The sequence below is a fragment of the Brooklawnia cerclae genome (genome assembly GCF_011758645.1).
Lineage (GTDB): Bacteria > Actinomycetota > Actinomycetes > Propionibacteriales > Propionibacteriaceae > Brooklawnia > Brooklawnia cerclae.
Genome location: NZ_JAAMOZ010000002.1, coordinates 20453 through 43494 on the forward strand (window position 1 = coordinate 20453; position 23042 = coordinate 43494).

The 23042-nt window shown below is 69.1% G+C and carries 22 protein-coding genes; 18 read left to right on the forward strand and 4 right to left on the reverse strand.

Annotated elements, in window-relative coordinates; genetic code table 11:
- The first annotated feature begins 52 nt into the window (after positions 1-52).
- Genes FB473_RS13605 through FB473_RS13615 form a run of 3 tightly spaced genes read left to right on the forward strand, consistent with a single transcriptional unit; the run spans position 53 to position 2846 of the window.
- A complete protein-coding gene (locus tag FB473_RS13605; RefSeq protein WP_167169739.1) occupies positions 53-1501 on the forward strand; it encodes a ferredoxin reductase family protein in 1449 nt (482 codons plus the stop codon).
- Entirely contained in the window at positions 1498-2007 is a 510-nt protein-coding gene (locus FB473_RS18505) for an FMN-binding protein (protein WP_208390801.1), read from the forward strand. Before FB473_RS13605 ends, FB473_RS18505 begins: the two co-directional genes overlap by 4 nt.
- 17 nt (positions 2008-2024) lie before the next feature.
- Positions 2025-2846, forward strand: a complete 822-nt coding sequence (locus FB473_RS13615; RefSeq protein WP_208390802.1) for an FAD:protein FMN transferase — start codon at positions 2025-2027, stop codon at positions 2844-2846.
- Between the two features lie 35 nt (positions 2847-2881).
- Here FB473_RS13615 and FB473_RS13620 read toward each other — a convergent pair whose 3' ends face one another.
- The gene (locus FB473_RS13620) at positions 2882-4336 is read right to left on the reverse strand and encodes a sodium:proton antiporter (RefSeq protein WP_167169743.1); all 1455 of its coding nucleotides are present in this window, start codon (positions 4334-4336) and stop codon (positions 2882-2884) included.
- Between the two features lie 251 nt (positions 4337-4587).
- On the opposite strand from FB473_RS13620, the gene FB473_RS13625 reads away from it, so the two are divergent.
- The 9 genes from FB473_RS13625 to FB473_RS13665 all read left to right on the forward strand — a co-directional run bounded on the left by FB473_RS13625 (position 4588) and on the right by FB473_RS13665 (position 14356).
- Positions 4588-5295, forward strand: coding sequence for an SAF domain-containing protein (locus tag FB473_RS13625; protein WP_167169747.1), 708 nt, complete (start codon positions 4588-4590; stop codon positions 5293-5295).
- On the forward strand, positions 5295-6089 hold the full coding sequence (locus FB473_RS13630; RefSeq protein ID WP_167169750.1) for a CpaE/TadZ family protein: 795 nt from the start codon (positions 5295-5297) through the stop codon (positions 6087-6089). Before FB473_RS13625 ends, FB473_RS13630 begins: the two co-directional genes overlap by 1 nt.
- The gene (locus tag FB473_RS13635; protein WP_167169753.1) at positions 6086-7525 is read left to right on the forward strand and encodes a TadA family conjugal transfer-associated ATPase; all 1440 of its coding nucleotides are present in this window, start codon (positions 6086-6088) and stop codon (positions 7523-7525) included. Before FB473_RS13630 ends, FB473_RS13635 begins: the two co-directional genes overlap by 4 nt.
- On the forward strand, positions 7522-8391 hold the full coding sequence (locus FB473_RS13640; RefSeq protein WP_167169756.1) for a type II secretion system F family protein: 870 nt from the start codon (positions 7522-7524) through the stop codon (positions 8389-8391). The genes FB473_RS13635 and FB473_RS13640 overlap by 4 nt, the downstream gene beginning before the upstream one ends.
- The gene (locus FB473_RS13645; protein ID WP_167169759.1) at positions 8384-9295 is read left to right on the forward strand and encodes a hypothetical protein; all 912 of its coding nucleotides are present in this window, start codon (positions 8384-8386) and stop codon (positions 9293-9295) included. Before FB473_RS13640 ends, FB473_RS13645 begins: the two co-directional genes overlap by 8 nt.
- 318 nt (positions 9296-9613) lie before the next feature.
- Positions 9614-9988 (forward strand): TadE/TadG family type IV pilus assembly protein, encoded by a 375-nt coding sequence (locus tag FB473_RS13650; RefSeq protein ID WP_279588664.1) that lies wholly within the window; start codon positions 9614-9616, stop codon positions 9986-9988.
- On the forward strand, positions 9985-10434 hold the full coding sequence (locus tag FB473_RS13655) for a TadE/TadG family type IV pilus assembly protein (RefSeq protein ID WP_167169765.1): 450 nt from the start codon (positions 9985-9987) through the stop codon (positions 10432-10434). The genes FB473_RS13650 and FB473_RS13655 overlap by 4 nt, the downstream gene beginning before the upstream one ends.
- Positions 10431-13058, forward strand: a complete 2628-nt coding sequence (locus tag FB473_RS13660) for a LysM peptidoglycan-binding domain-containing protein (protein ID WP_167169768.1) — start codon at positions 10431-10433, stop codon at positions 13056-13058. Before FB473_RS13655 ends, FB473_RS13660 begins: the two co-directional genes overlap by 4 nt.
- 260 nt (positions 13059-13318) lie before the next feature.
- The gene (locus FB473_RS13665; protein WP_167169771.1) at positions 13319-14356 is read left to right on the forward strand and encodes a TRAP transporter substrate-binding protein; all 1038 of its coding nucleotides are present in this window, start codon (positions 13319-13321) and stop codon (positions 14354-14356) included.
- 66 nt (positions 14357-14422) lie between these two features.
- On the opposite strand, the gene FB473_RS13670 is transcribed toward FB473_RS13665, so the two are convergent.
- Entirely contained in the window at positions 14423-14845 is a 423-nt protein-coding gene (locus FB473_RS13670; RefSeq protein WP_167169775.1) for a hypothetical protein, read from the reverse strand.
- 16 nt (positions 14846-14861) lie between these two features.
- Positions 14862-16202, reverse strand: a complete 1341-nt coding sequence (locus tag FB473_RS13675; protein ID WP_167169779.1) for an MFS transporter — start codon at positions 16200-16202, stop codon at positions 14862-14864.
- A 102-nt stretch (positions 16203-16304) separates the two neighbouring features.
- On the opposite strand from FB473_RS13675, the gene FB473_RS13680 reads away from it, so the two are divergent.
- The 6 genes from FB473_RS13680 to FB473_RS13705 all read left to right on the forward strand — a co-directional run bounded on the left by FB473_RS13680 (position 16305) and on the right by FB473_RS13705 (position 22110).
- Positions 16305-16766, forward strand: a complete 462-nt coding sequence (locus FB473_RS13680; RefSeq protein WP_208390803.1) for a hypothetical protein — start codon at positions 16305-16307, stop codon at positions 16764-16766.
- A 472-nt stretch (positions 16767-17238) separates the two neighbouring features.
- Positions 17239-18282, forward strand: coding sequence for a TRAP transporter substrate-binding protein (locus FB473_RS13685; RefSeq protein WP_167169782.1), 1044 nt, complete (start codon positions 17239-17241; stop codon positions 18280-18282).
- 106 nt (positions 18283-18388) lie between these two features.
- Positions 18389-18919 carry a TRAP transporter small permease gene (locus FB473_RS13690; RefSeq protein ID WP_167169786.1) on the forward strand — a complete coding sequence of 177 codons (531 nt, stop codon included), beginning with the start codon at positions 18389-18391 and terminating at the stop codon, positions 18917-18919.
- 2 nt (positions 18920-18921) lie between these two features.
- Positions 18922-20235 carry a TRAP transporter large permease gene (locus FB473_RS13695; RefSeq protein WP_208390804.1) on the forward strand — a complete coding sequence of 438 codons (1314 nt, stop codon included), beginning with the start codon at positions 18922-18924 and terminating at the stop codon, positions 20233-20235.
- A 33-nt stretch (positions 20236-20268) separates the two neighbouring features.
- Entirely contained in the window at positions 20269-21288 is a 1020-nt protein-coding gene (locus tag FB473_RS13700) for an L-idonate 5-dehydrogenase (RefSeq protein WP_167169790.1), read from the forward strand.
- Between the two features lie 36 nt (positions 21289-21324).
- On the forward strand, positions 21325-22110 hold the full coding sequence (locus FB473_RS13705) for an IclR family transcriptional regulator (RefSeq protein WP_279588665.1): 786 nt from the start codon (positions 21325-21327) through the stop codon (positions 22108-22110).
- Here FB473_RS13705 and FB473_RS13710 read toward each other — a convergent pair.
- The gene (locus FB473_RS13710) at positions 22107-23006 is read right to left on the reverse strand and encodes an NAD(P)-dependent oxidoreductase (RefSeq protein ID WP_167169793.1); all 900 of its coding nucleotides are present in this window, start codon (positions 23004-23006) and stop codon (positions 22107-22109) included. The two genes, FB473_RS13705 and FB473_RS13710, sit on opposite strands and share 4 nt — an antisense overlap.
- Between the last annotated feature and the right edge of the window lie 36 nt (positions 23007-23042).

Here is a 23042-nt window from a genome sequence, read left to right on the forward strand (position 1 = left end):
CCCCAAAGGCGACCCACAGGCTTCCCACAGGTAGGCCACGCACTGTGGCCCCATGACCACACAGCGGCTCGTAGGAGACCCGGTCCCGCTCGGGGACCGGCGTTCAGGTCGCGTCCCCGTCCAGCCCGCGAACGCCGCGCTGGACTATCGACGCCAGGCGCGTGCTCGCGGGCTGCGCAAGGCACTGCTGGACGCGGTGAGCGTCCTCATGGTCGTCGTCCCGGTGGCGATCTTCCTGGCACAGGGCAACGCGGCGCTCTTCACGTCCCTCGCGGGTGGCCTGCTCGGCCTGGGCATGCTTTCCGGCCTGGTTGCCACCGCCCTGCTGTGCCAGATGCTGCTGCTCGCCGCACGAATCCCCTTCGTCGACGACACACTGGGCCAGGACCGCGCCCTGATCCGGCACCGCAAACTCAACACGTCGATGATCTCGTTGCTGATCATGCACGCGCTGCTGCTGCTCGCCGGGTATGCCGCACAAGCGGGGACGAACGTGGTGACCGAGTTCCTCGGCCTGTGGCCGGTGCGCGACTTCGTCCTCGCGGTGGCGTCGATGGCCCTGTTCGCGGTGGTCGGCCTGAGCTCCGCCGCAGCGGCGCGTGCCCGGCTGAGCCACGAGGTGTGGTGGATGATCCACCTGGTCAGCTACCTCGCCGTGCTGGTGTCCATCCCCCATCAGTTCTCGCTGGGAGGCATGTTCGCCCAGGGTGCGGCCCGGTGGTACTGGGCCGCGATGTTCCTGGTCGCGTTCTTCTGTCTGCTGTGCTTCCGGGTGTTCCTGCCGATCTTCAACTCCCTCGACCATCGCCTGACGGTCACGACCGTCGAGCCCGCCGGGCGCGACGCCGTGAGCATCAGCCTGAGGGGCGAGCACATGGGGCAGCTGGGGCTGCGGGCCGGCCAGTACTTCGGATTCCGTTTCCTCGCTCCGGGCCTGTGGTGGCACGAGCACCCGTTCTCGACCAGCTCGACCGTCCGTGACGACGGGAGCTTCCGGATCACCGTCCAGGCCGCGGGCGCGGGCACCAGAGCACTCATGCGAGTGCGTCCCGGTACGCCGGTGCTGGTCGAGGGACCGTACGGGATGTTCTCCGACAGGGCGCGCACCCGCGAGGCGGTCGTCCTGCTGGGCGCGGGATCGGGGATCGGGCCGATCCGGGCGCTCCTGGAATCCACCGGCATCGTCCCCGGCCGCGCGATGGTCGTCCTGCGGGCCGCCCACCCGGGGGCCCTGTACCTGTACGACGAGATCCGGGCGCTGTGCCAGGCGCGGGGCGTCCGACTGGTGACGATGGTCGGCCACCGGGCGCGGTCCAGGGGTGCAGCGGCCTGGACCAGCGCCGATCACGCGGGAACACACCTGGCCGACCTGGCGCCGTGGGTGCGTGATGCCGACGTCTACGTCTGCGGCCCTGACGGGTTCATGGACGCTGTGCTGGTCGACGCGCGAATGGCCGGCGTCCCCGGAAAGCAGCTTCATCACGAAAGGTTCAGCTGGTGAGCACGCGCGCGAAGATCGCATCCGCGGTGGCCTCGACGGGTGTCCTGCTGCTCGGATGGCAAGGTGGGGCCTACGCCCTGGCCAGGCTCGGGGACGACGAGTCGGCGTCCGTCCAGGTCCAGGAATCCGTCTCACCGGCGACGTCGTCGTCCAGTCCGTCGCCCACGACATCGGCGTCGTCCGGGACGCAATCGGCGTCCTCGGGATCGGATGCCTCGTCAACCGGACTGACCGACGGCACCTGGACGGGGAGCCCCGCTTCCGAGCGATACGGCACGTGGACGGTGACGATCACCGTCCAGGGTGGCCGGATAACCGACGTCACCGGCTCCGCGAACTCCTCCGAGTCGCGTTCCGACCAGATCAACTCCAGGGCCGAGCCGATCCTGACCAGCGAGGTGCTCAGTGCCCAGAGCGCTGACGTCGACGCGGTGTCGGGGGCGACGTACAGCAGCCGGGCCTACCTGAGCAGTCTTCAATCGGCTCTCGATCAGGCCTCCGCCTGAGCATGGAAGGTGACACGATGACATCCGTCAGCATTCGGCAGACACCGAGCCCACTCGACCCGTGGGGGCCCCGGCTGGTCGACAGGGACGATCGGCTGGTCTTCGAGACGATGGGGACGGTGGCGTCCCTCGCCGTCCCCGCCGGGATCGACCCCGGTCTGCGCGACCGGGTGCAGGGCTGCCTCGCCGACTGGGACGCCCGGTTCAGCCTGTTCCGGCCCGCCTCGGAAGGCGCCCGGGTCGACCGGGGAGAGCTGACCGTCGCCCAGGCGTCCGGTCGGTTCCGGAGGGCCTTCCGGGTCGCCGAGACGTGGCGCGAGCGCACGGACGGCGCGTTCAGCCCCTACCCGCCGAGTGGCGGCCTCGACCTGGCCGGCGTGGTGAAGGCCCTGGCCATCCGCGAGGCCGGGGACCTGCTGATCGATGCGGGTGCGACCGACTGGTGTCTCGACGTGGGCGGGGATGTGTTGGTCGCAGGTAGCCCGGCACCGGATCGGGGCTGGAAGGCCGGGGTCTGCGACCCGAGCGACCGGCAAACCCTGGTCACCGCCCACGAGTTCGGGCCGGCGTCCGGCGCGGGCGCCCCAACGCTGCGGGCGTTGGCCACCTCGGGCACCTCCGAGCGCGGCGAGCACATCTGGCGATCCGATCACGAGCTCGCCCAGGTCAGCGTCCTGGCCGCCGACATCGTGACGGCCGACGTGCTCGCGACGGCCATCCTGGCGCGCGGCGAGGAGCTCATCGTCCCGGCCATCGAGCGGTGGGACGCGGACGTCCTGGCCATCGGCGTGGACGGCCGGTTGCTGGCGAGCCCGGCGTTCGCGGCCCCCAGAGGGTGAGCTCGCGCCCGGCGACCCGACCTCGGCCGGGCCGACTACTCGTCCGGTTCGCCGGGGCCGGCCGTTGTGATCACCTTGGGGGTCGGCACGCGGTGGGTGAGCCAGGTGCGAGCCGACATGCCGATGAGGACGAGCGCGATCACGATGCCCACGACGAGCGCCCACACGGAGTGCGCCAGGAAGATGCAGACCATCGACACGAGGGTCGGCAGCAGGTAGCGGACCGTCCAGCCGATGTAGCCGCCGAAGCTGGGCATCTGGATGCCACGGGACTCCGCGACCGACTTCACCATGAAGTTCGGGCCGTTGCCGATGTAGGTCATCGCGCCGCACGTGACCGAGCCGAGGCTCAAGGCCTCCAGCCAGATCTGGGGGACGCCGGCTATGCGCGTCTCCAGCGCCATGATGCCGGGATCGGCTCCCAGGCTGTGGGCCATCTCGAAGAAGGTGGCGTACGTGGGCGCGTTGTCGAGGAAGGACGACAGCGCGCCGGTGAAGGCGAAGAACGTGATCGTGTTGAGCGGCATCCGGTGTGCGGCCTGCCCGAGGTATTCGAGCGCCGGGATCATCGTCAGGAAGATGCCGACGAAGATGACCGCCACCTCGCGGATGGGGCCCCAGGAGAACTGGTTGAGCTCGTAACGGATCTTCTTGCTACCGGTGATGAGCGAGCCCGCGGCGGCGGCCAGGAAGACGATCTCGCGGAACGGAATGTAGTCGCTCCAGACCGCGTGGCCCTCCTCGATGGCCTCCAGGTCCATCGAGGGGATGAAGGCGACCGCGAGGATGATGACCGCGAACCATAGGAAATTGACGAGCCCCTTCACCCTCACGGGTTCGATCTGGGTGGCGTCCAGTACCCGGTCGGCGATCTCCTCCTGCGAGTACGCCTTCGTGTCGAGCGCGAAGTAGATGATCAGGAGCATCGCGTTGATGAACAGCCACATCGGGAACAGGTGGAACGTCCAGGTGAACGGGACGCCGCGCAGGAAGCCCATGAACAGGGGCGGGTCGCCCAGCGGCGTGAGCAGGCCGCCGTTGTTGGCGACGATCAGGATGGTGAACACGACGGTGTGCACCTTGTTGCGCCGCTCCTTGTTGATGTTCAGCAGGGGCCGGATGAGCAGCATCGCGGCACCCGTCGTCCCGACGAAGGACGCCACCACCGCGCCGATGGCCAGCACGATCGTGTTGTTGCGCGGGGTGGCCCGGATGTCGCCGGCGAGGAACAGCCCGCCTGAGACGACGAACAGTGCGAACAACAGCAGGATGAACTGCACGTACTCCCACACGGCGTCCCCGACGCGCATCCACCCGAGCAGCAGACCGATCCACACGGCAACCGGAATGCCGAGGACCAGTGCCAGCCCGAACTGGAACCTCCAGTCCTCCCACTTGTGCGCGGTCGCAGGGATCAGGGGCATCAGGGCGATGCTCAACAACATGACAACGAAGGGGATGATTCCCCACCACGGGACAACTGCGTCCATCGAAATATCTCCACCCTGCGGGATCTCGCGTACGCCCAGAGGTGAGCGCGGGACATAGCGGAGCCCATCGTAGCGACACGCCGACGAGGCCGGACGACCGGCCCAGCCTGTGACGGCCCCTGTGGACAAGTCTGTGGGCCGCGAACCGGCGTCCACAAAGTTATCCACAGGGGGCGCCGGATGACCCGGGCCGAACCTTATAGTTCAGGTGCCGCGCCTCGCCCTCCACCAGCGCGGCGAAGGGACCCCCGATGGCAGCCCTCCGCACCACCTCGACGACGACCCGTCCAGACGCCGGCCGATCGAAACCGTCCGCCGCGGCACCGCAACGCCCACCCGTGCTACCACAGCGTCCGGACGACGTGCGGCTGCGCGCACGGCGCAACCCGCGGCTGATCGTCATCGGCATTCTCTGTGCCTGCCTGGGCAGCCTCGGCATGGCCTGGGCGTGGTCGACCGCCCAGGACTCGCGGACCGTGGTGGTCGTGGCGCACAGCGTCTCGCGCGGTCAGCAGATCGGGCCGGGCGACCTCACGACGACGACCCTCGGCGCCGGTGCCGGGTTGGCGACGCTGTCGTCCGAGCGGGCAGATGAACTGATCGGCCGGTACGCCCTCGTCGACATGCCCGCGGGCTCGCTGGTGGGGCCCGACTCGATCGGCGACCGGGTCGTCCCACAAGGGGCCGCCCACGTGGGCCTGCGGCTGCAGGCGGGACGGCTGCCGAACCGTCCGCTGCCGTCGGGCACCCCCGTGCTCCTGGTCGAGGTCCCCGGCCCCAGTGACCAGCAGACGGCCCCCGGCATCGAGGTGGAGGCCGTCGTGGTCAGCGCCCCCCAGGCGCTGGCCGACGGGCAGACGTGGGTGGTCGACGTGCAGGTCGACGACGCGTCGGCGGCGACCGTCGCGGCGCTCGCCGCGGTGGACCGTCTCGCTCTCGTCCGGTTGGCGGACGGCTGATGGGCATCGTCGTCGTGGCCTCCGCGGGAGGATCGCCAGGGACCACCACCGTCGCCCTGGGACTGGCGCTGACCTGGCCACGGGAGGTCGTCCTCGCCGACTGCGACCGGCATCCCAGCCAGGCTGTCCTGGCCGGGTACCTGAGGGGCCTGCCTGCGGGGGGCCGGGGACTCATGGGCCTGGCCCAGGCGTACCGCGAGCGCGACGGGCGCGGTGTCGTCCTCGACGACCAACTGGTCCTGCTGGCCACCGACCCAGGGACGCGCAGGCGCTTCCTACCGGGATTCACCCATCCCCGGTCGGCCGTGCTGTTCGAACCGTACTGGCCGCGCCTGGCCGCGCAGTTCGCCGACCTGGGCACGCGGCAGACCGATGTCGTGGTCGACTGGGGCCGGTTGGACGCCGACGGGCTGCCCGACGCCCTGGTGGAACGCGCCCGGGCCGTGCTGCTGCTGACCCGCTCGTCGTTGCCCGCCCTCGCCGCCGTCCGGTTGGCACTGCCCGCCCTGACCGAGGCGGTGGCCGATGCCAGGGCAGAGGTGCAACTGGGAGTCGTCGGCGGCGGACGCCCTTACGCCGCCGGGGAGATCTCGGCTCAACTCGGCCTCCCGTTGGTCGCCGACCTGCCATGGGACGTCCCGTGCGCCGGCACGCTGAGCGATGGTGCCCCCGAGCCGCGGCGACTCGGGCAACGTCCCTTGTGGAGAGCGCTGACGACACTCTCCCTGACGCTGGCGGGCAGAGTCGCGGTCGCCGACGCGGTGCAGCGCGGCGTTTCAGCGGGTGCACGATGAGTCCGCCCCGGTCACCGTCCGAGCCGCCGCCGCTCGCGCTCGCGGACGCGTTCACTGCGCTGAACCCGCGCGTCGTCCCGCCCCGTGCCCCGGAAAGAGGTGGTCAGCGCGGACATCGTCGCCGCGACACCGCGGAGGTCGACTGGGCCGTGGTCGTCCAACTGCGGCGCAGGGCGTCCGAGACCATCACGGAGAACTCCCAGCACTGGGCCTCCGAACGCGGGCGGCCGATGCCCGCCGACGACCGGCGCATGATGGGCCGGTCGGTGATCCGCGCGGTCGTCCGGGAGCACGCCCAGAGGCTCGGGCAACAGGGCGAATCGCTGTGGCCCTTGTCCGTCGAGCAGGCCTACGCCGACGCGGTCGAGGACGCGATCTTCGGGTACGGACGCCTGCAGCCCCTGTTCGAGATCGCCACGGCCGAGAACGTGGAGATCCACGGGTGGGACTGCGTCACGATCCAGCACGGTGACGGGCGGCGCGAGGAGCATGCGCCGGTGGCCGACTCGGACGAGGAACTGGTCGAGGCGATCCGGTTCCTGGGCGCCAGCGCCTCGCCTGCCCGGGCTTTCGACGACGCACACCCGATGATGACCCTCGCCCTGGGAGACCGGTTCCGTCTGCACGCGATCGGTTTCGGCCTCAGCTTCCGGCCCTCGATCGTGATCAGGCAGCATCTGCTCACCGACGTCTCGCTGCGACAGCTGGCCGACCGGGGGATGATGCCGCACGCGGTGGCCGACCTGCTGGACGCCTGTGTGCTGGCCCGCAAGTCCATCGTCATCTCCGGCGATCAGGGAGCCGGCAAGACCACCCTGCTCCGGGCGCTCATCTCCTCGATCCCCGGTGGCGAGCGCATCGGCACGTTGGAGACCGACTACGAACTGCTCACCCACCTCCTGCCGAACCGGCGCAACATGCTCGCGCTCCAGGCGAAGGTGGGGCTCGGCGAGTACCGCGACGGCCGTCACATCGGCGAGTACACCGTCGCCGACCTCATCCCCGAGGCCCTCCGCCAGAACCTGTCGCGCCTGGTGGTCGGGGAGGTGCGCGGCGCCGAGGCCGGGGCCATGTTCGAGGCCATGCAATCGGGCGCCGGCACGATGTCGACGACCCACTCGCACTCGGCGTCGTCCACGATGGACCGCCTGGCCGCCCGCGTCGCGCAGGGCGGCGTCCTCGGCGTGGACGAGGCGTACCGGCAGATCGCGTTGAACCTGCACCTGCTCGTCCATGTGCGGCTCGTGGACGACACCTGGCGAGGAGGCGTGCGCCGGAGGTTCGTCAGCGAGATCCGGGAACTCACCGGGGCCGTCGAGAACGGCAGGCCGGTCACCCATCTGGCTTATCGCGCGGACGAACCCGGCCGGGCGACCCACGTCCATCCCAGCGCCGAACTGCTCGCCGAACTGGGACAGGCTGGGTGGGCGTCGTGAACGGGCTGGTGGCGAGCGTGGGAGCCGGGGTGCTCGTCCTGGGCCTGTTCCTCGTCGTGACCGGCAGCGCGGCCGGGCGCCGGGTGCCGCGGCCGGGTGCCGGGCACGGGCCGGTCTCCATGTGGCGGAGGACGACGCCGCGTGCTCGCCTCCAGCTGCTGACCGGGGCGTGCCTGGGAGTGGTGGTCGCGTTCGTCACCGGGTTCGTGCCGGCCGTCGTCGTGGTTCCTGTCGTCGTCGCGCTGGTCCCGGAGCTTCTTCGCACACCGCCGCAGTCGGAGGTACGGATGCTGGAGGCACTGGACCGATGGATCAGGGCACTCGCGGCGTCGGTGTCGACCGGGAAGTCGGTGACCGACGCGATACGTGCCACCCGCGGCCAGGTCCCTACGGTGCTGGCGGCCCCGGTGCATGATCTCGTCGTCCGGCTCGACGAGCGGTGGAGCCTGCGCGACGCCGTTCAGGCGATGGCCGACGAGGTGGACTCGGCGGATGCGGACGGAGTGCTGGCGGCGTTGATTCTCGTGGGGGAACGCGGCGGGATCGGCGCGTCGGCCACCCTGGAGGTGCTGGGGGCCGGCCTGCAGGACCGGATGCGCGCGGCGCGGGAGGTGGCAGGCGAACGGGCGAAGCCGCAGGTGGTCGTCCGGCAGGTCACCGGCATCACAGTGGTGGTGGTCGCCGCCGCCGTGGTCGTGTCACCCGGCTATTTCGCCCCCTTCGGCACACCGCTGGGCCAGGGTCTGCTGCTGGTGCTGTGTGCGGCCTACCTCGGATCGCTGGCGGCGTTGCGGCGCATCGCCACGCCCCGGCGGCGCGACCGGGTGCTGGTGAGGCTCTTCGATGCGGAGGCGACTCGTGGCTGACCCCGTCTTCGCTGTCGCCGTGTGCACCGCCGGGCTGGCCGCGGCGGGACTGTGGGCCGCCACCGCGGGGATGCTGCGGCCGCACGCACGATTGGACGACGCCTTCGCGGTGCTCGACGGCGTGGAGCCGGCCGACCGGGTGCCCGGCGGGCAGCTGGTCGTGGACGACCCGGAGTCGCGCCTCGAACGGGTGGGGGCCTGGCTGTACTGCCGGGCGCGTCTTCCCTTGCCCGCGGCTACTGCGCGCGTGCTGATGCTCCAGGGACGGTCGATCGGCGACTATTTCGTGAACAAGCTCGTGCTCGCTGTCGCGGGTCTGTCCATGCCGGCCCTGGTCGCCTGGGCGCTGCGTCCGCTGACGGGGCCCGTGGGCGCGCTGCCCGTGGGGGCCGGGCTCGTGGCCGGCATCGTCGGCTGGCTGTGGCCCGACCTGCAGCTGCGCAACCAGTCGTCCCGCATGCGTGCGGACGCCCAGGAAGCCCTCAACACCTTCTTCGACCTCGTGACCCTCGAACGCCTGGCCAACCTCTCGGCCACCCAGGCCCTCGAGGCCGCGGCGCAACTCTCGGACGTCCCGGTCTTCCAGCGGATCAGGGCCGCGCTCGAACGTGCGCGGCTCGAACAGCGTCCGCCCTGGCTCGATCTGCGGCAGCTGTCGGCCGACCTCGACCTGCCGCAGATCGCCGACATCGCCGACATCATGCGGCTGGACGATCAGGGGGCGGCCCTCGCGGACGTGCTCATGGCACGCGTCCAGGAACTCCGGGACGCGCATCTGGCGCGCGAGAAGGCCGAAGCACACCAGGCGACCGAGCGCATGACCCTGTGGATGTCGATCCCCGTGGTGATCTTCTCCCTCGCCTTCCTCATCCCGCCCCTGCTGAAGATCGCCGGACAGGGCTGAACGACCATGCGACCACGCGACGGGCACGCGACCCGTACCACGAACACGACGATCAGGAAAACCAGGCACGACGAACCGAACGACCGAGGAGACGACCATGCCGGACCAGACAGCGACACGAGCCCCAGCCGGCCTTCGGGCCTGGCACCGAATCGTCGGGACGATCGGCCTCTGGTCGTCCCGACGTCCACACCCCGATCAACGAGGCTTGTCACAGTCGACCGAAAACGCGGTGCTGCTCACGGGGGCGGTGGGCATAGCGGTCACCGTCATCGCGGTGGTGGGCCAATATGTCACCGAACGGCTGTCCGGGTTGCGTTGAGGTGCCCACGGGCGCGCGGGGCCTCGGGACGCGGCCTGAGCGAGTCCGTCCAGTGGGCGGTCGTCATGCCCGTGGTGCTGCTGGCGCTGTTCGGGCTGGTGCAGGGCGGGGTGTGGTTGGCCGGCAGGTCGGCGGTGCAGCAGGCGGCGATGGCCGCTGCCGAGCATGCGGCGTTCGCGGGCGGCAATGCGGCGCAGGCCAGATCGGTGGCCGAGAGCGTCGCGGGAGGCTCGGGGCTTCAGGTCGAGACCGTGGTCGTCCAGGAGACGGGAACCGGTGTGCGGGTCGACGTCTCGGCGCGGGTGCCGGTCGTGCTGCCCGGCCGGTGGTCGGCGGTCGAGGCCTCCGCGTTCAGGGCGAAGGAGGGATGACCATGCTCGATGCCGTGACCAGAGGAACTGCGTCGCGTGGTGCGGCGGCCGTCGAGCTGGCTGTGCTCGTGCCGGTCGTCGGGCTCCTGCTGGCCGGGCTCGCGGGAGGAGCGCGCATCGGCTGGGCCCGCGCCCAGGTGGAGGAGGCTGCGGCCGCCGGTGCCCGCGCGGCATCCATCCCGGCGTCGGCGGGAAGCGCCCAGGCGGCCGGTCGTGCGGCGGTGGAATCGGATCTACGAACCGTCGGCGTCCACTGCCGTTCGATCGGCGTCGCAGTCGACACCAGCGCCTATGGCACCGAACCGGGAACCAGGGGCGAGGTCGTCGTGACCGTCTCGTGCGACCTCGACTTGTCGGACGCGGTGCTCGCCGGGCTGCCGGGCTCCGTCGGCATCGCGGCCACTGCGTCGGAGCCGGTGGACATGTTCCGGGTGCGTGAACCGTGAACGCGGCCCGTGTGACCGCGGTGGCTCGTGCCCTGGCCGCGGCCCTCGTGGTCGCCGCCGTCGTCGTCGGCGGGCCGCTGGCCCTGGTCCGTTTCGGGCGGTTGGGGGCGTTGCTGGGCTTCGACTGGGGCGCCGTCTGGGTGACCCGCGACGACGGCTCCCTGGTTCTCGGGGTGATCACCCTTGTGGGCTGGGGTGCATGGGCGCTCGCGACCCTGTCACTGATCTCCGAGGTCGTCGCCGTGGCGACCCGCGAGAGGCATCGTCCGCGGCTGCCGGGGGCGGGGCTGTTCGCCCCGGCGAGCGCCGTGCTCGTCACCGCGATCATCGGGCTGGTGGCCGGGCAGGTGATCGTCCCCGCCCGTGCCCACGCGCAGGACCCGGCCGACGATGCCGGGACTCCGGCGGCGACCACGGTGGCCTCTGCTGCGGCGCGTCCTTCCGAGGCGTCCGACCCGATGCGGAACCCGACCACCCGGACGCACCTCGTCCAGCCCGGGGACGACCTGTGGAGCCTCGCCGAGCGATATTTCGGGGACGGGACGAGATGGCGTCAGATCGCCGAGGTCAACGACACTGTACTGATCGAGGGAACCGATCTTCTGCAGCCCGGCATGGTTCTCGCCATCCCCGCCGGGGTCGCGGACCCGCCCGATGACGGCGCCGTCACGGTGCAGTCGGGCGACACCCTGTCGGGGTTGGCCGAGACGTACCTCGGCGAAGCCGGACGATGGCCCGAGTTGGCCGCCGTCAACGGCGATCAGGTGCTCGACCCCGACCGGATCGACACCGGTTGGCAGCTCCGGCTCCCGGAGGACACCGCCACCGACGGCCCGGACGAGGAACAGGCCGCTCCCGAATCCAGGTACGCACCTACCGACGACGGCGAGCCCGTCGAGCAGTGCCCCGTCCCGGTCGATCCGGCGTCGGCGCCGGACGGGCCTGTGATCGAGGTCTCCTCGCCGGAGGCGGGCGCCGACCTGCTCCCGGCAGTCGCAGCAACTGCCGCGATCGGTTCCGTGCTCGCGGGCGGGTTGATCGGTCAGTTCAGGTGGCGGCGGCGTCAGCAGCAGGCGTCTCGTCCGCTGGGACGCCGTCTGCCGCCGATTCCGCCGGGCAGCGAGCCGATCCGCGGGGCGCTGGAGCAACTGGCTGCTTCCGCCGACCCTGTGACGTCGTCGGCGACGGTGGTCGAACTCGGCGAACGCCCGGGTGGCGGCCCGGACGGTGTCGTGCGAAGCGACCTCGAGGGTTCGGTGGTCACCGCGGTGCTGGGCGACGACGGCGACGACATCGCGATGGCGAGCGCCATCGCCCTGCAGCTGGCCTGCACGGGCGACGGGAACACGGCCGTGATCGCCGCCGGTGCGGAGTTCGGTTGGATGACGAGCCTGGACGAGCCCCGCGTCGTCATCCGGGAGAACATCGACGACGGCATGCGCGAACTGGGGGCGTGCGTCGCACGGCGGTTGGCGTCCCTGCCCCCCGGGGCCACGGCCGCCGGACTGCGGTCGGATCCGCAACTCGCCGAGGCCTGGGCGCCACAGGTCTTCATCTTCGCGACGCCGCCGGGCTCGCCCCTACCCGCGGGCATGCGGGAGGCCGGTGTGGCCTGTGTCGTGTGCGGTGAGGTGCCCGGTGCCGGGACCGTCGTCAGCATCGGGGACGACCTCGCCGAATGCCTCGGTGTGGTGGGCCGGTTCTCCCCGCGTCTCGTCCCGCCGCCCGCCCGCCGTGCCCTCGCCGAGATCTTCGAGGCGGCCAATGCGAGCGAACTCCCCCCGGCTCCCTGGTGGAGCGAGACGTCCGGAACCGAGGAACCCACCCCCCTTCCCCTGCCGATCGCGCACCGGCCCGGCGACCTGGAGGAATCATCCGTGTCCCCACTGGCAGAAAGCTCTCACCCCGTCCTCCACCTGCTGGGCCCGGTCAGGCTGACCGGGACACGGGGTCCGTTGCCCGCACGCGCGGTCAAACAGTGCCAGGAGTACTGCGCCTGGCTGCTCGAGCACCCCGGCAGCAGCGCGCCGGCCATGACGCAGTCGCTGCTCGTGGCCGAGGGGACTCGCCGGTCGAACATGAGCCGGTTGAGGGCCTGGCTCGGCTCCGCGCCCGACGGGACCGCCTACCTGCCTGATGCCTACAGCGGACGCATCAGCCTGCACCCGGCCGTGACCTCCGACTGGGAGACCCTGCAGCTTCTCGTCGGCGGCGGGGTCAACCGCACGGGCGACGCGGCGCTCGTCCAGGCGCTCAGCGTCGTGCGTGGCGCCCCGCTCGCGGACGCGGCTCCGGGTCAGTGGCACTGGGCCGAGCAGTTGCGGGCCGACATGACGGCGCTGGTTCGCGACATCGGCGTCGTCCTCGCCAGGCACGCGATGGCGTCGGGAGACTCCGATCTGGCAGCCTGGGCCGTCGAGCGTGCCCAGCTCGCGGCGCCGGACGACGAGCTCCTCCTCGGCCTTCGCATACGTATGGCGGACGCCGCCGGCGACCGTGCGGAGGTCGATCACCTGGTCATGCACCTCACGCGGCGCGCCCGGACGCTGGGTGTCGATCTTGCGGACGAGACGGTCGTCCTGCTGCAGCAGGTGGTCGAGGGACGGGCGAGGCTGCGGGCCTGAGCCTTTCAAGGTCACGAACGGGTCACGACGGTTGCCGTGGTTGCCATGTGATCATTGACCGTTGCCAAGCCGTTTCTTAGGATCTCCTCGTCAGGTAGCTCACCCCAATCCTGGGAATATTCCCTAGTGGACAGGGTTACCTGTACCTCTCTTCGCGCTTCGGACCATGGCGGTCCATCCGACGCGGAAGCCGTCCGATTCGTTGTGGAGTTGGTTCGTTGCCGTTTGTTGCAGGACCCGTACCAAAGGAGGTACACACCATGAAGTTGTCCAAGGTGATCCTGACCGGTGCCGTCGGTGTCGTGTCGTTGAGCATGGCCGCGTGTGGCGGCGGTTCGTCCAGCGGGGAGGCGAGCGGTGGCGGCGGTGAGCAGACCGTGTTCAAGCTCGCGTTCAACCAGACCGAGGAACACCCGCAGTACCACGCCGGTGAGGAACTGGGTAAGCGCCTCGAGGAGGCGACCGACGGCCGCTACAGCATCAAGGTCTATCCGAACGAGCAGTTGGGCGGACAGTCCGACGTCATTCAGAACCTGGCCAACGGCACCGTCGAGCTGATGTGGGTGGGCGGCCCGGTGCTGGAGTCGTACAACGAGGACTTCGTCGTCTACAACCTGCCCTACGTGTTCGACTCCTACGAGTCGCAGATGGCGATCCTGCAGGACGAGGAGCTCAACGACGATCTCTTCCACTCGATCGAGGACAAGGGCATCACGGTGCTGGCCGGCGTTCACGCGGGCATCCGCAACATCTACAACAGCAAGCGGCCCGTCACCACGCCCGACGACATGGCGGGGCTGAAGATCCGCGTCCAGCAGTCCGACTCGCAGGTGAAGATGATCGAGCTCATGGGCGGCGTCGCGTCCCCGATGAACCTCGGTGAGGTCTACTCGGCGCTGCAGACCGGCGTGCTCGACGGCGCCGAGAACAACGAGCCGACCTACGACGCGATCAAGCACGACGAGGTCGCGAAGTACTACTCGTACACCAAGCACCTGATGATCCCCGACTACCTGCTGGTGAGCACCAAGGCACTGGAGGGCATGGACGAGGCCGACCGCGAGGCGTTCCTGGCGCTCATCCCCGAGATCCAGGAACTGGCCAGCAGCGAGTTCCTCGACTACGCAGAGGAGTCGAAGCAGCATGCCGAGGAACTCGGTGCGCAGTTCAACGACGCCGGCGCGGCGGCCTTCAAGGAGAAGCTGACCCCGATGGTCGAGGAGTACATGAGCGCGAACGAGGCTCGCCAGACCATCTACGCGGCCATCAAGGAAGCCAACCAGGCCAATCCGGCGTAACGCCGAACCCACCCGGACGCCGGGCAGGCTGGTCGACGACCACGCCTGCCCGGCGTCCGTCACGTCTCAGTCGCCGGTGGAGGCGATCGTGACGCCGATGTCGTACTCGTCCGGGTCGATCGACACGGTGACGGTGCCGGCCTGCGCGTCCCAGACGGTCAGGTCACCCACCACGTACCCCTGCTGTCCCAGCTCCGAGGCCAGCGCCCCGCGCAGGTCGGAGGCCACCTCGGCCAGGAGCGCGTCGGGGTCGGGGCCGGTGGCAGACAGTGTCAGGCCCAGTTCGCTGACGGTTCCGTCGGCCGACGACCACCTCCACCGCTGGCCGCCGACGTCCAGGAGCCCGTGGGACGGCTCCGCCCCGGCGTCCGTGGAGGTCTCCCGCGCTCCCGCGCGGTCGAAGAGGTCGCCGCGCCTGGCCACGTCGGGCCAGCCGGTCGAGGCGAGCGCGCCGAGCAGTCGGCGCACGATGGCAACGGTCTCTTCCATCCGGACAGCTTAGGGCTCAGAGACGATCGAGCGGTTCGTCGGGCAGCAGCACCGTGCCGCGGTCGAAGGCGGACGCGTCCCCCCTGCTCGACAGCCAGAAGGCGGTCGCGAAGCCCGCCATCAGCACCGTGAGCCAGACGAAGACGGCCACGGGCCGGCCCGAGTCGGGTAGCACGAGAGCGGCCAGGCAAGCGCCGACGACGACGCCGAGGTTGTTGAGGATGTCGTAGATCACCATGACCCGGCCACGAGCCCAGTCGGGCACATGTGCCTGGACGACGGTGTCGGAACACACCTTGACGGTCTGCGCGCCCAGGCCTGTGACCAGCCCGATCACGACGAGCGCGACGTGCCCGAGGTGCCAGATGGGAAGCGCGGCGACGACCGTGCCCGCCACGAACGCCCAGCCGGTGGTCGCCCGCACCCCGATCCGGGCGCTGAGGGGGGTCGCGACGAGGCCGGAGACCGCGAAGCCCACCCCGCTGGCCAGGAACCAGACACCTATCCCGACCATGGCGCCCGCCGAGTCGTCGGGCGAGTGGAAGACGTGCCGGTAGACGATGACCGCTGTGGTCATCAAGATCCCGTAGCCGATCTTGACGCCGTGGACGGCGAGTATCCCGATGAACGCCGGACGATGGTGGGTCAACTCCCGCATCGCCACCGAGAAGCCGCTGAGCGCTTGGCCCCACGACGTGTGGTAGGCGTCCCGGTCGGGGCCGAGCGACATGCGGGCAAAGCGCGTGGTCAGCGACACCGCGCAGACGAACATGATCCCGGCCAGCAGGAAGACCAGACCGTCGGCCTGCCAGCTCTCGAACACCCGGCCGCTGCCGAGCCTGATCGCAGCGGCCGCGAGGCCCCCGAAGATGGCGGCCGAGGGGCCGATCATCGGCATGACGGAGGCCGCCTCGAGGTACTCGTCCGAGTCGACCGTATAGGGCATGCCCGCGCCGAGGGCGGCGAGCTGGAGCCTGTTGAGGCTGAGCGTCACGAGCAGCAGGACGTAGAGCCACGCCTGCCAGCCACCGGCGACGCGGTCGGTTCCCACGAGGAACGCCATGACGAGGGTCAGGCCCGCGCGGGCGATGTCGCACACGATGGTGATCCGCTGCCTTGGGAAACGATCGAGTATCGGGCTGACGAAGGGCCCGACGACGCTGAACGGGAGCATCACCAGTGCGACCACCCCGGCGATCGCGGCCGCGTTCGGCTGGGACTGCGGGCTGAACACGATGTAGGTGGCCATGCCCACCTGCACGACGCCGTCGCCGCCCTGCGACAGCAGGCGGACGATCACGAGTCGTCTGAACGCGGGATGCCGCGTCAACCTCATGAGCCTGCCCACCGCGTTCATGGAGCCCAATGCTATGACCCGGCGTCGTAACCGCTGTCATTACCGGCGACGGGCGGTCCGCGTCGTCTACGCTTGGTAGCGACCCGACGAAGGGTGCCCACCGTGAGTCCCGAGGACGTGACTACGAAACGCCGGCGACGGCCGTCGCGCCGCGCCGACGCCAAGCGCTGCGCAGCGCTCGCCCGTGCACGGACGGAGATCGATGCCACGGAGGCCCAGCACCTCATCGAGCAGTTCATAGCGGAGGCCATCCACCGCGGCATCCTCCCCGAGCCGCTACGAGCGCAGCTCTCCGACGGGGGCACCGCCCGCACGGACAAGAAGGGGTGGTACATCAAGGTGAACGAGACGGTCGGCATCGGCGAGGACGGCGGCTATTACGTCCTGAGCCTTCCCGGCGGTCTCAAGGAGCGGCTCTCGGGGATACGGCTCGAACCGTCCCAGCCGTGTCTGCGGGTGGCTCAGGTGGAACAGGACGGTGAGGCCGGCGATCTCGCGGACTTCCTCACCAAGCGGCTACGGGCGACGCATCCGGAGGGATCACCGTCGTCCCGGACGTCGTGAGCGAGCCTCACCAGTGTGAAAAGACACCGGTTTGAAATGGCACCAGGGGGCTGCTGGTCACCCCCAACAACCCCCTGGGCTTTGCCTATAGGGTACACACCCTGAGCGTTCCCTGGGAATCGCTTGCCCAAGGTTGCCACGCCGTTATCAATCCGTTATCCTCGCTGCCGCGTCCAGGTCTGTAGCCCACGCTGGCGGGGCGGGGTGGGAGTGCGCCCGATCCGGAAGCGGGATGGGCTCCATTCGCTGGCCAGATAACGAATACGTCACCGTTGTTGCCTAGTTGCCATTCGTGTCTTGACCAGCATATCGGTGCATTTCTAAGATCCACACATCAAACGGAACAGCGTTCCATTTGACGCACACATGTCGAGATAAAGAGGTCCCGGCGGGCGCATCGCGTGCGCCAACCTGCCTGACCGGCAGGCGTCCGCCCGTTCCGCAAGGTTGCGTACCAAGGAGGTACAACCACATGAAGTTGTCCAAGGTGATCCTGGCCGGCACTGTCGGCCTCGTGTCGCTGAGCATGGCCGCCTGTGGCGGCGGCTCGTCCAGCGGCGATTCCAGCGGCGGTGGCCAGCAGACCGTGTTCAAGCTCGCGTTCAACCAGACCGAGGAGCACCCGCAGTACCTGGCGGCCGTCGAGCTCGGCAAGAAGCTGGAAGAGGCCACCGACGGCCGCTACAGCATCAAGGTCTACCCGAACGAGCAGCTCGGGACCCAGACCGACGTCGTCCAGAACCTGTCCAACGGCACCGTCGAGATGATGTACATCGGCGGCCCGGTCATGGAGGGCTTCAACAAGGACTTCATCGTCTACAACCTGCCCTACGTCTTCGACTCGATCGAGGCCCAGCAGGAGGTCTTCCGTGACCAGGAGCTGAACGACGAGCTCTTCCACTCGCTGGAGGCCAGCAAGAACATCACCGTTCTCGCCGCGCTCCACGCCGGTGTGCGCAACGTCTACAGCAGCAAGGGCCCGGTCCGCGAGCCGTCCGATCTGTCCGGTCAGAAGATCCGCGTCCAGCAGTCGGACTCCCAGGTCAAGATGATCGAGCTCATGGGCGCCGTCGCCTCCCCGATGGGCCAGGGCGATGTGTACTCCGCGCTGCAGACCGGCGTCCTCGACGGTGCCGAGAACAACGAGACCGTGTACGACTCCCTCAAGCACGACGAGATCGCGAAGTACTACTCGTACACCAAGCACCTGATGATCCCGGACTACCTGCTCATCAGCTCCAAGGCCCTCGAGGGCATGGACGACGCGGACCGTGAGGCCTTCCTCGCCCTGATCCCCGACACCCAGGACATGGCCGACACCGGCTTCCTCGACTTCGTCGAGGAGTCGAAGGCCAACGCCGAGTCGCTCGGCGCCGAGTTCGTCGAGGACGTCGACACCGCGGCGTTCAAGGAGCTCGTCCAGCCGCTCGTGGACGAGTCGGTCAACGAGAACGACGCCCGCAAGGCCCTGTACGCCGCCATCCAAGAGGCGAACGCGGCCCATCCGGCCTCCTAGTGAACCCAGCCTCCGGCTCCCGGGCACGTAGTGACGGGAGCCGGAGCTGCGCTGTCATCCCCGCAGCCCGACCGAATCGTCCGAGAGAACCGAGGCTCATCTACCCATGAATGCCCTAGCAAAGTTCCGCGGGGTCCTGGACTTCATCCTCCGCTGGTTCTGCATCATCCTGTTCGCCCTGCTCGTCCTCCTGGTCGTGTTCCAGGTCGCCGTCCGCTTCGCCGGCGGTGGCAACGCCTGGACCGAGGCCATGGCCCGAATCGTCTTCATCTGGCAGGGCATCATCGGAGCCGCCTACGTCATCGGCGAGAACGATGACGTCGCGATCGACTTCCTGGTCCGCAAGTTCCCCGCGTTCGTGGTGAAGACCTTCGAGATCATCGCCCACAGCATCGTCGCCTTCTTCGCCATCTGGGTCATGATCTGGGGCGGCATGGAACTGGCAGGTTCCGCGTTCGACCAGACGGTCGAGCTGCTGCCCTTCTCCCAGGGCCAGCTCTACCTGGTCCTGCCGATCAGCGGCGCCCTCATCTGCATCTACTGCCTCCTCCACATCATCCGGACCGTCGTGACGCCGGTGACGGTGCACAACGAGGAAGACATCGACATCGCGAACATGCTGGAAGAGGGCATCTGATCATGAACGAAGCAGGACTGGTTGCCCTCATCCTCGTGGTGGGGATGTTCGGCCTCATGGCCATCGGGGTCTCGGTCTCCGTGTCCATCGGCCTTCCGTCGGCCATCTGCCTGGTCATCCTCATGGGTCACGACTCGGGCATCTTCACCTCGGCACAGAAGATCTACAACGGCATCGACTCCTTCGCCTTGCTGGCGATCCCACTGTTCGTCCTGGCCGGCGCGATCATGAACTCCGGCGGCATCGCGAGCAGACTGATCGGTCTGGCCAAGGCGCTCACGGGCCCGCTGCCCGCCTCGCTCGCGCACACGAACATCATCGCCAACGCGCTGTTCGGCGCGATCTCCGGCTCGGCCCTCGCGGGCGCCTCGGCGGTCGGCGCGATAATGAGCCCCGAGATGGAGAAGGACGGCTACGACATGCGCTTCGGCGCCGCCGTAAACATCGCCTCCGCCCCCTCGGGCATGCTGATCCCGCCGTCCAACACGACGATCGTCTACGCCCTGGTGTCGCAGGCCTCGGTCGGCGCGCTGTTCATGGCCGGTTACCTGCCCGGCATCCTGTGGGCAGTGACCTGCATGGTCATCGTCGCCTTCTACGCCCGCAAGCACCCCGAACTCAAGGGCAAGGGCTTCCCCCCGATCAAGGAGGGGCTGCTCGCCTTCTGGCGTGCGCTGCCCAGCCTGGGGCTCATCATCGTCGTCATCGGCGGCATCATCGGCGGCGTGTTCACCCCCACCGAGGGTGCGGCTGTGGCCGTCGTCTACGCCCTGGTGCTGTCGTTCATCTACCGCACGATCTCGTTCAAGGACCTTCCGCGCATCCTGCTGAACGCCACGCGCACCTCGTCGGTAGTCATCTTCCTGATCGGCCTGTCCAGCATCATGTCGTACGCCATGACCTTCTCGGGCATCCCCGACCTGATCGGCGACTGGCTGACCTCGATCACCGACTCCCCGGTGGTGTTCCTGCTGATCATGATGGTGATCCTGCTGGTCATCGGCATCCCGCTGGACGCCACCCCGGCCGTGCTGATCTTTACCCCGATCTTCCTGCCGATCGCGACCCAGTACGGTATCCACCCCGTGCACCTCGGCATGATGATGGTGTTCAACATGTGCATCGCGGTCATCTCCCCGCCGTCGGCACCGGTACTGTTCGTGGGTGCCCGCGTGGCCGGTAAGAAGGTCGAGGATGTCATCGGACCGCTGATGCCGTTCTTCGGCGCGCTGATCGTCTCGCTGCTCATCGTCCAGTACGTGCCTGCGCTGTCACTGGCGTTGCCACGAGCTGCCGGACTTATCGTCGGCGGGTAGTCCGATCCGATTCGAAAAGGAGAAATGAGCCTCATGAAGGCCGTTTACATCAAGGGCAAGGAAGACCTGGAGGTCACCGACCTCCCGGTTCCCGAGCCCGGCCCCGGTCAGGTACGTCTCGCGGTGGAGTACGTGGGTATCTGCGGGTCCGACCTGCATTACTACTACCACGGCGCCAACGGCACCTTTGTCGTCCGCGAGCCCCTCATCCCCGGCCACGAGATGTCCGGCCACATCGACCTCGATCCGCAGGGCGAATGGGCGCCGGGCACTCCCGTCACCGTTCACCCGGCGACGTTCGGGCCCGACGTTCCCGGCATGGAGAACCTGCGCCACCTTCGTCCCGGCGGCTCGTACCTCGGCAGCGCCTCCACCTGGCCTCACACCCAGGGCGCCATGGCCGAGTACATGCTGGTCAACCGCGACATGGTCCGCGTGCTCCCGCAGGGCCTGTCCACCAAGGACGCGGCACTCGCCGAGCCCCTGGGGGTCGTCCTGCACGGGATCAACCTCGTCGGTGACCTGACCGGGTGCTCGGTGCTCGTCTCGGGCTCCGGGCCGATCGGCCTTCTGGCGGCGTTCGCCGCGAAGCAGCGTGGCGCCGCCAGCGTCACCAGCTCCGACCTGTTGGACGGCCCGCTGGAGCGGGCCAAGCAGGTGGGGGCCGACGCGGTGATCAACCTGCGCAACGAGCCGCTCCCCGAGAACGCGTTCGACGTCGTCCTGGAGTGTTCGGGTTCGCCCATCGCCGCCGGTAGCGCTCTCAAGGCGGTCAAGCCGTCCGGGCGGGTCGGCCAGATCGGGATGCTCCCGGGGGATCCGTCGCAGATCGTCCTGGCGCCCCTGGGGCAGAAGGAGATCACCTGGATCGGTTCCTTCCGCTTCGACAACGAGATCGACGACGCCATCGCGTTGATCGCCGCCGTCCCGGAAGTGGCGAACGTGGTCACGCACTCGTTCCCGGCCGATGAGGCTCGCCAGGCCTTCGCCGTCGCCAAGGACTCCCAGGCGTCGGGCAAGGTGCTGGTGCAGCTGGGGACGCCGCAGGCGTAGCAGGCGCGTCCTGCACGTATTCTTCGGCAGCCCCTCATGGCGGAGGTACAGCACATCAAGGTACCGCCGCGCGGGAGCCCATCGGTCTCTCGCGCGGCGGCCATCCTGAATCTCATGGCGACGCGACCCGGCGGATGGTCGCTGACCCAGATCGCATCGGCATTGGGCCTCGCGAAGTCGTCGACGCTGACGATCATGACGTCGCTGGAGGCAGCCGGCCTGGTGGCCAGGGCGGACAACTACTACGAGCTCGACGTCGGCGTCCTGACCCCGGCAGGGGGATTCCTCAAGGGCGTGGACATCGTGAGCCTGTTCAAGCGGAGGATCGCGACGTCCCCGCTTCTCAAGAACGAGATCGCGCATCTCGCCGTGCTCGGCGGGCGCGACGTCATCTACATCTCGCGGCACATCGGGCGCTCACCGTTGCCCGTGACGGCCCAGGTGGGCGACCGGTTCCCCGCATCGATCACCGCGGTCGGGGCCGCGCTGCTGGCGCAGATGCCGGACGACGAGGTGGTCGCCCTGTTCCAGGGCGCCGGTGAGTTCCCGCAGTGGACCTCGCGCTCAACCCCTGACCTGGAGGCGCTGCTCGCGAAGGTCCACCACGTGCGTGAGATCGGCTATGCCGTGGACGACGGCGAGACCCATCCCAACGTGTTCGCCTTCGGGCTGGTCGTCCACCGGGTGGGCAACTTCGTCCAGGACGTGGCGATCAGTACGTCGTTGAGCAGGGATCCGCTCGACGCCGAGCACCGCGACAAGGCACTGAGCGAACTGCGCACGATCTGCGCGGCGTTGGAGATGGGCAACGACATGCTCTAGGAGCGATCGGGGTCGGACGGCAGCGTCGTCGTCTCCTCGAGATACTTGTGGACGACGGCCAGGTCGTCGTCCCCGAGCCCTGCTGCCACCACACCTTCGATGATGCCCAGCGCATGTTTCGCGGTGGGCAGGGTGCGAGAGGCCTGTGCGGCCTCGTTCAGCGCGATGTTCAGATCCTTGACCATGAACTTCGCCGCGCCCGTGTTGGAGTAGTCGCGGTTCTCGATCTTCTCGTGCTTGGCCGTGAGTACGGCGCTTCCACCCCAACCCTTGGCGAGCATGCCGAACATCAGGGCCACGTCGACTCCGGCGCCCTCGGCCAGCAACGCGGCCTCGGACAGGGCACTGATCGTGACGGCCACCACCATCTGGTTGCACGCCTTGACGACCTCCCCTGCACCGAGCGGGCCGCAGTGGACGGGCGTGCCGCAGGCCTGAAGGACGGGCAGGACGCCGGCGACGGCCTCCTCGTCCCCTCCGACCATGATCGACAGGGTGCCCGCCTGAGCGCCCGCCTCGCCGCCCGACACCGGTGCGTCGACGACCCGGAGCAGGCCGCCGGTGGCCTGCTCCGCGCGAGCCGCCAGGTCGCGCACACCTTGGGGGGCCACCGTCGAGCTCACCACCAGGACGGTGGGCCGGGTGGTGCCCTCGAACAGGCCGGGCAGCAGGGGCTCGAGCTGCGTCAGATCCTGCAGCATGTCGATGATCACATCGTTCGATGATGCGATCCGTACGGGGTCGGACTCGAAAGTGGCGCCGGCGGCGACCAGGGACCGGGCGGACTCCGGACGGCGCGCCCACACTGTGACGCGGTGACCCGCGCCGATCAGATTGTGTGCCATGGGTGCGCCCATCTTGCCCGGGCCGAGCAGTGCAACGTCATGTGAAACCATGTATGCAGACTATTGGCGGCAGGCCATCGGTGGCGG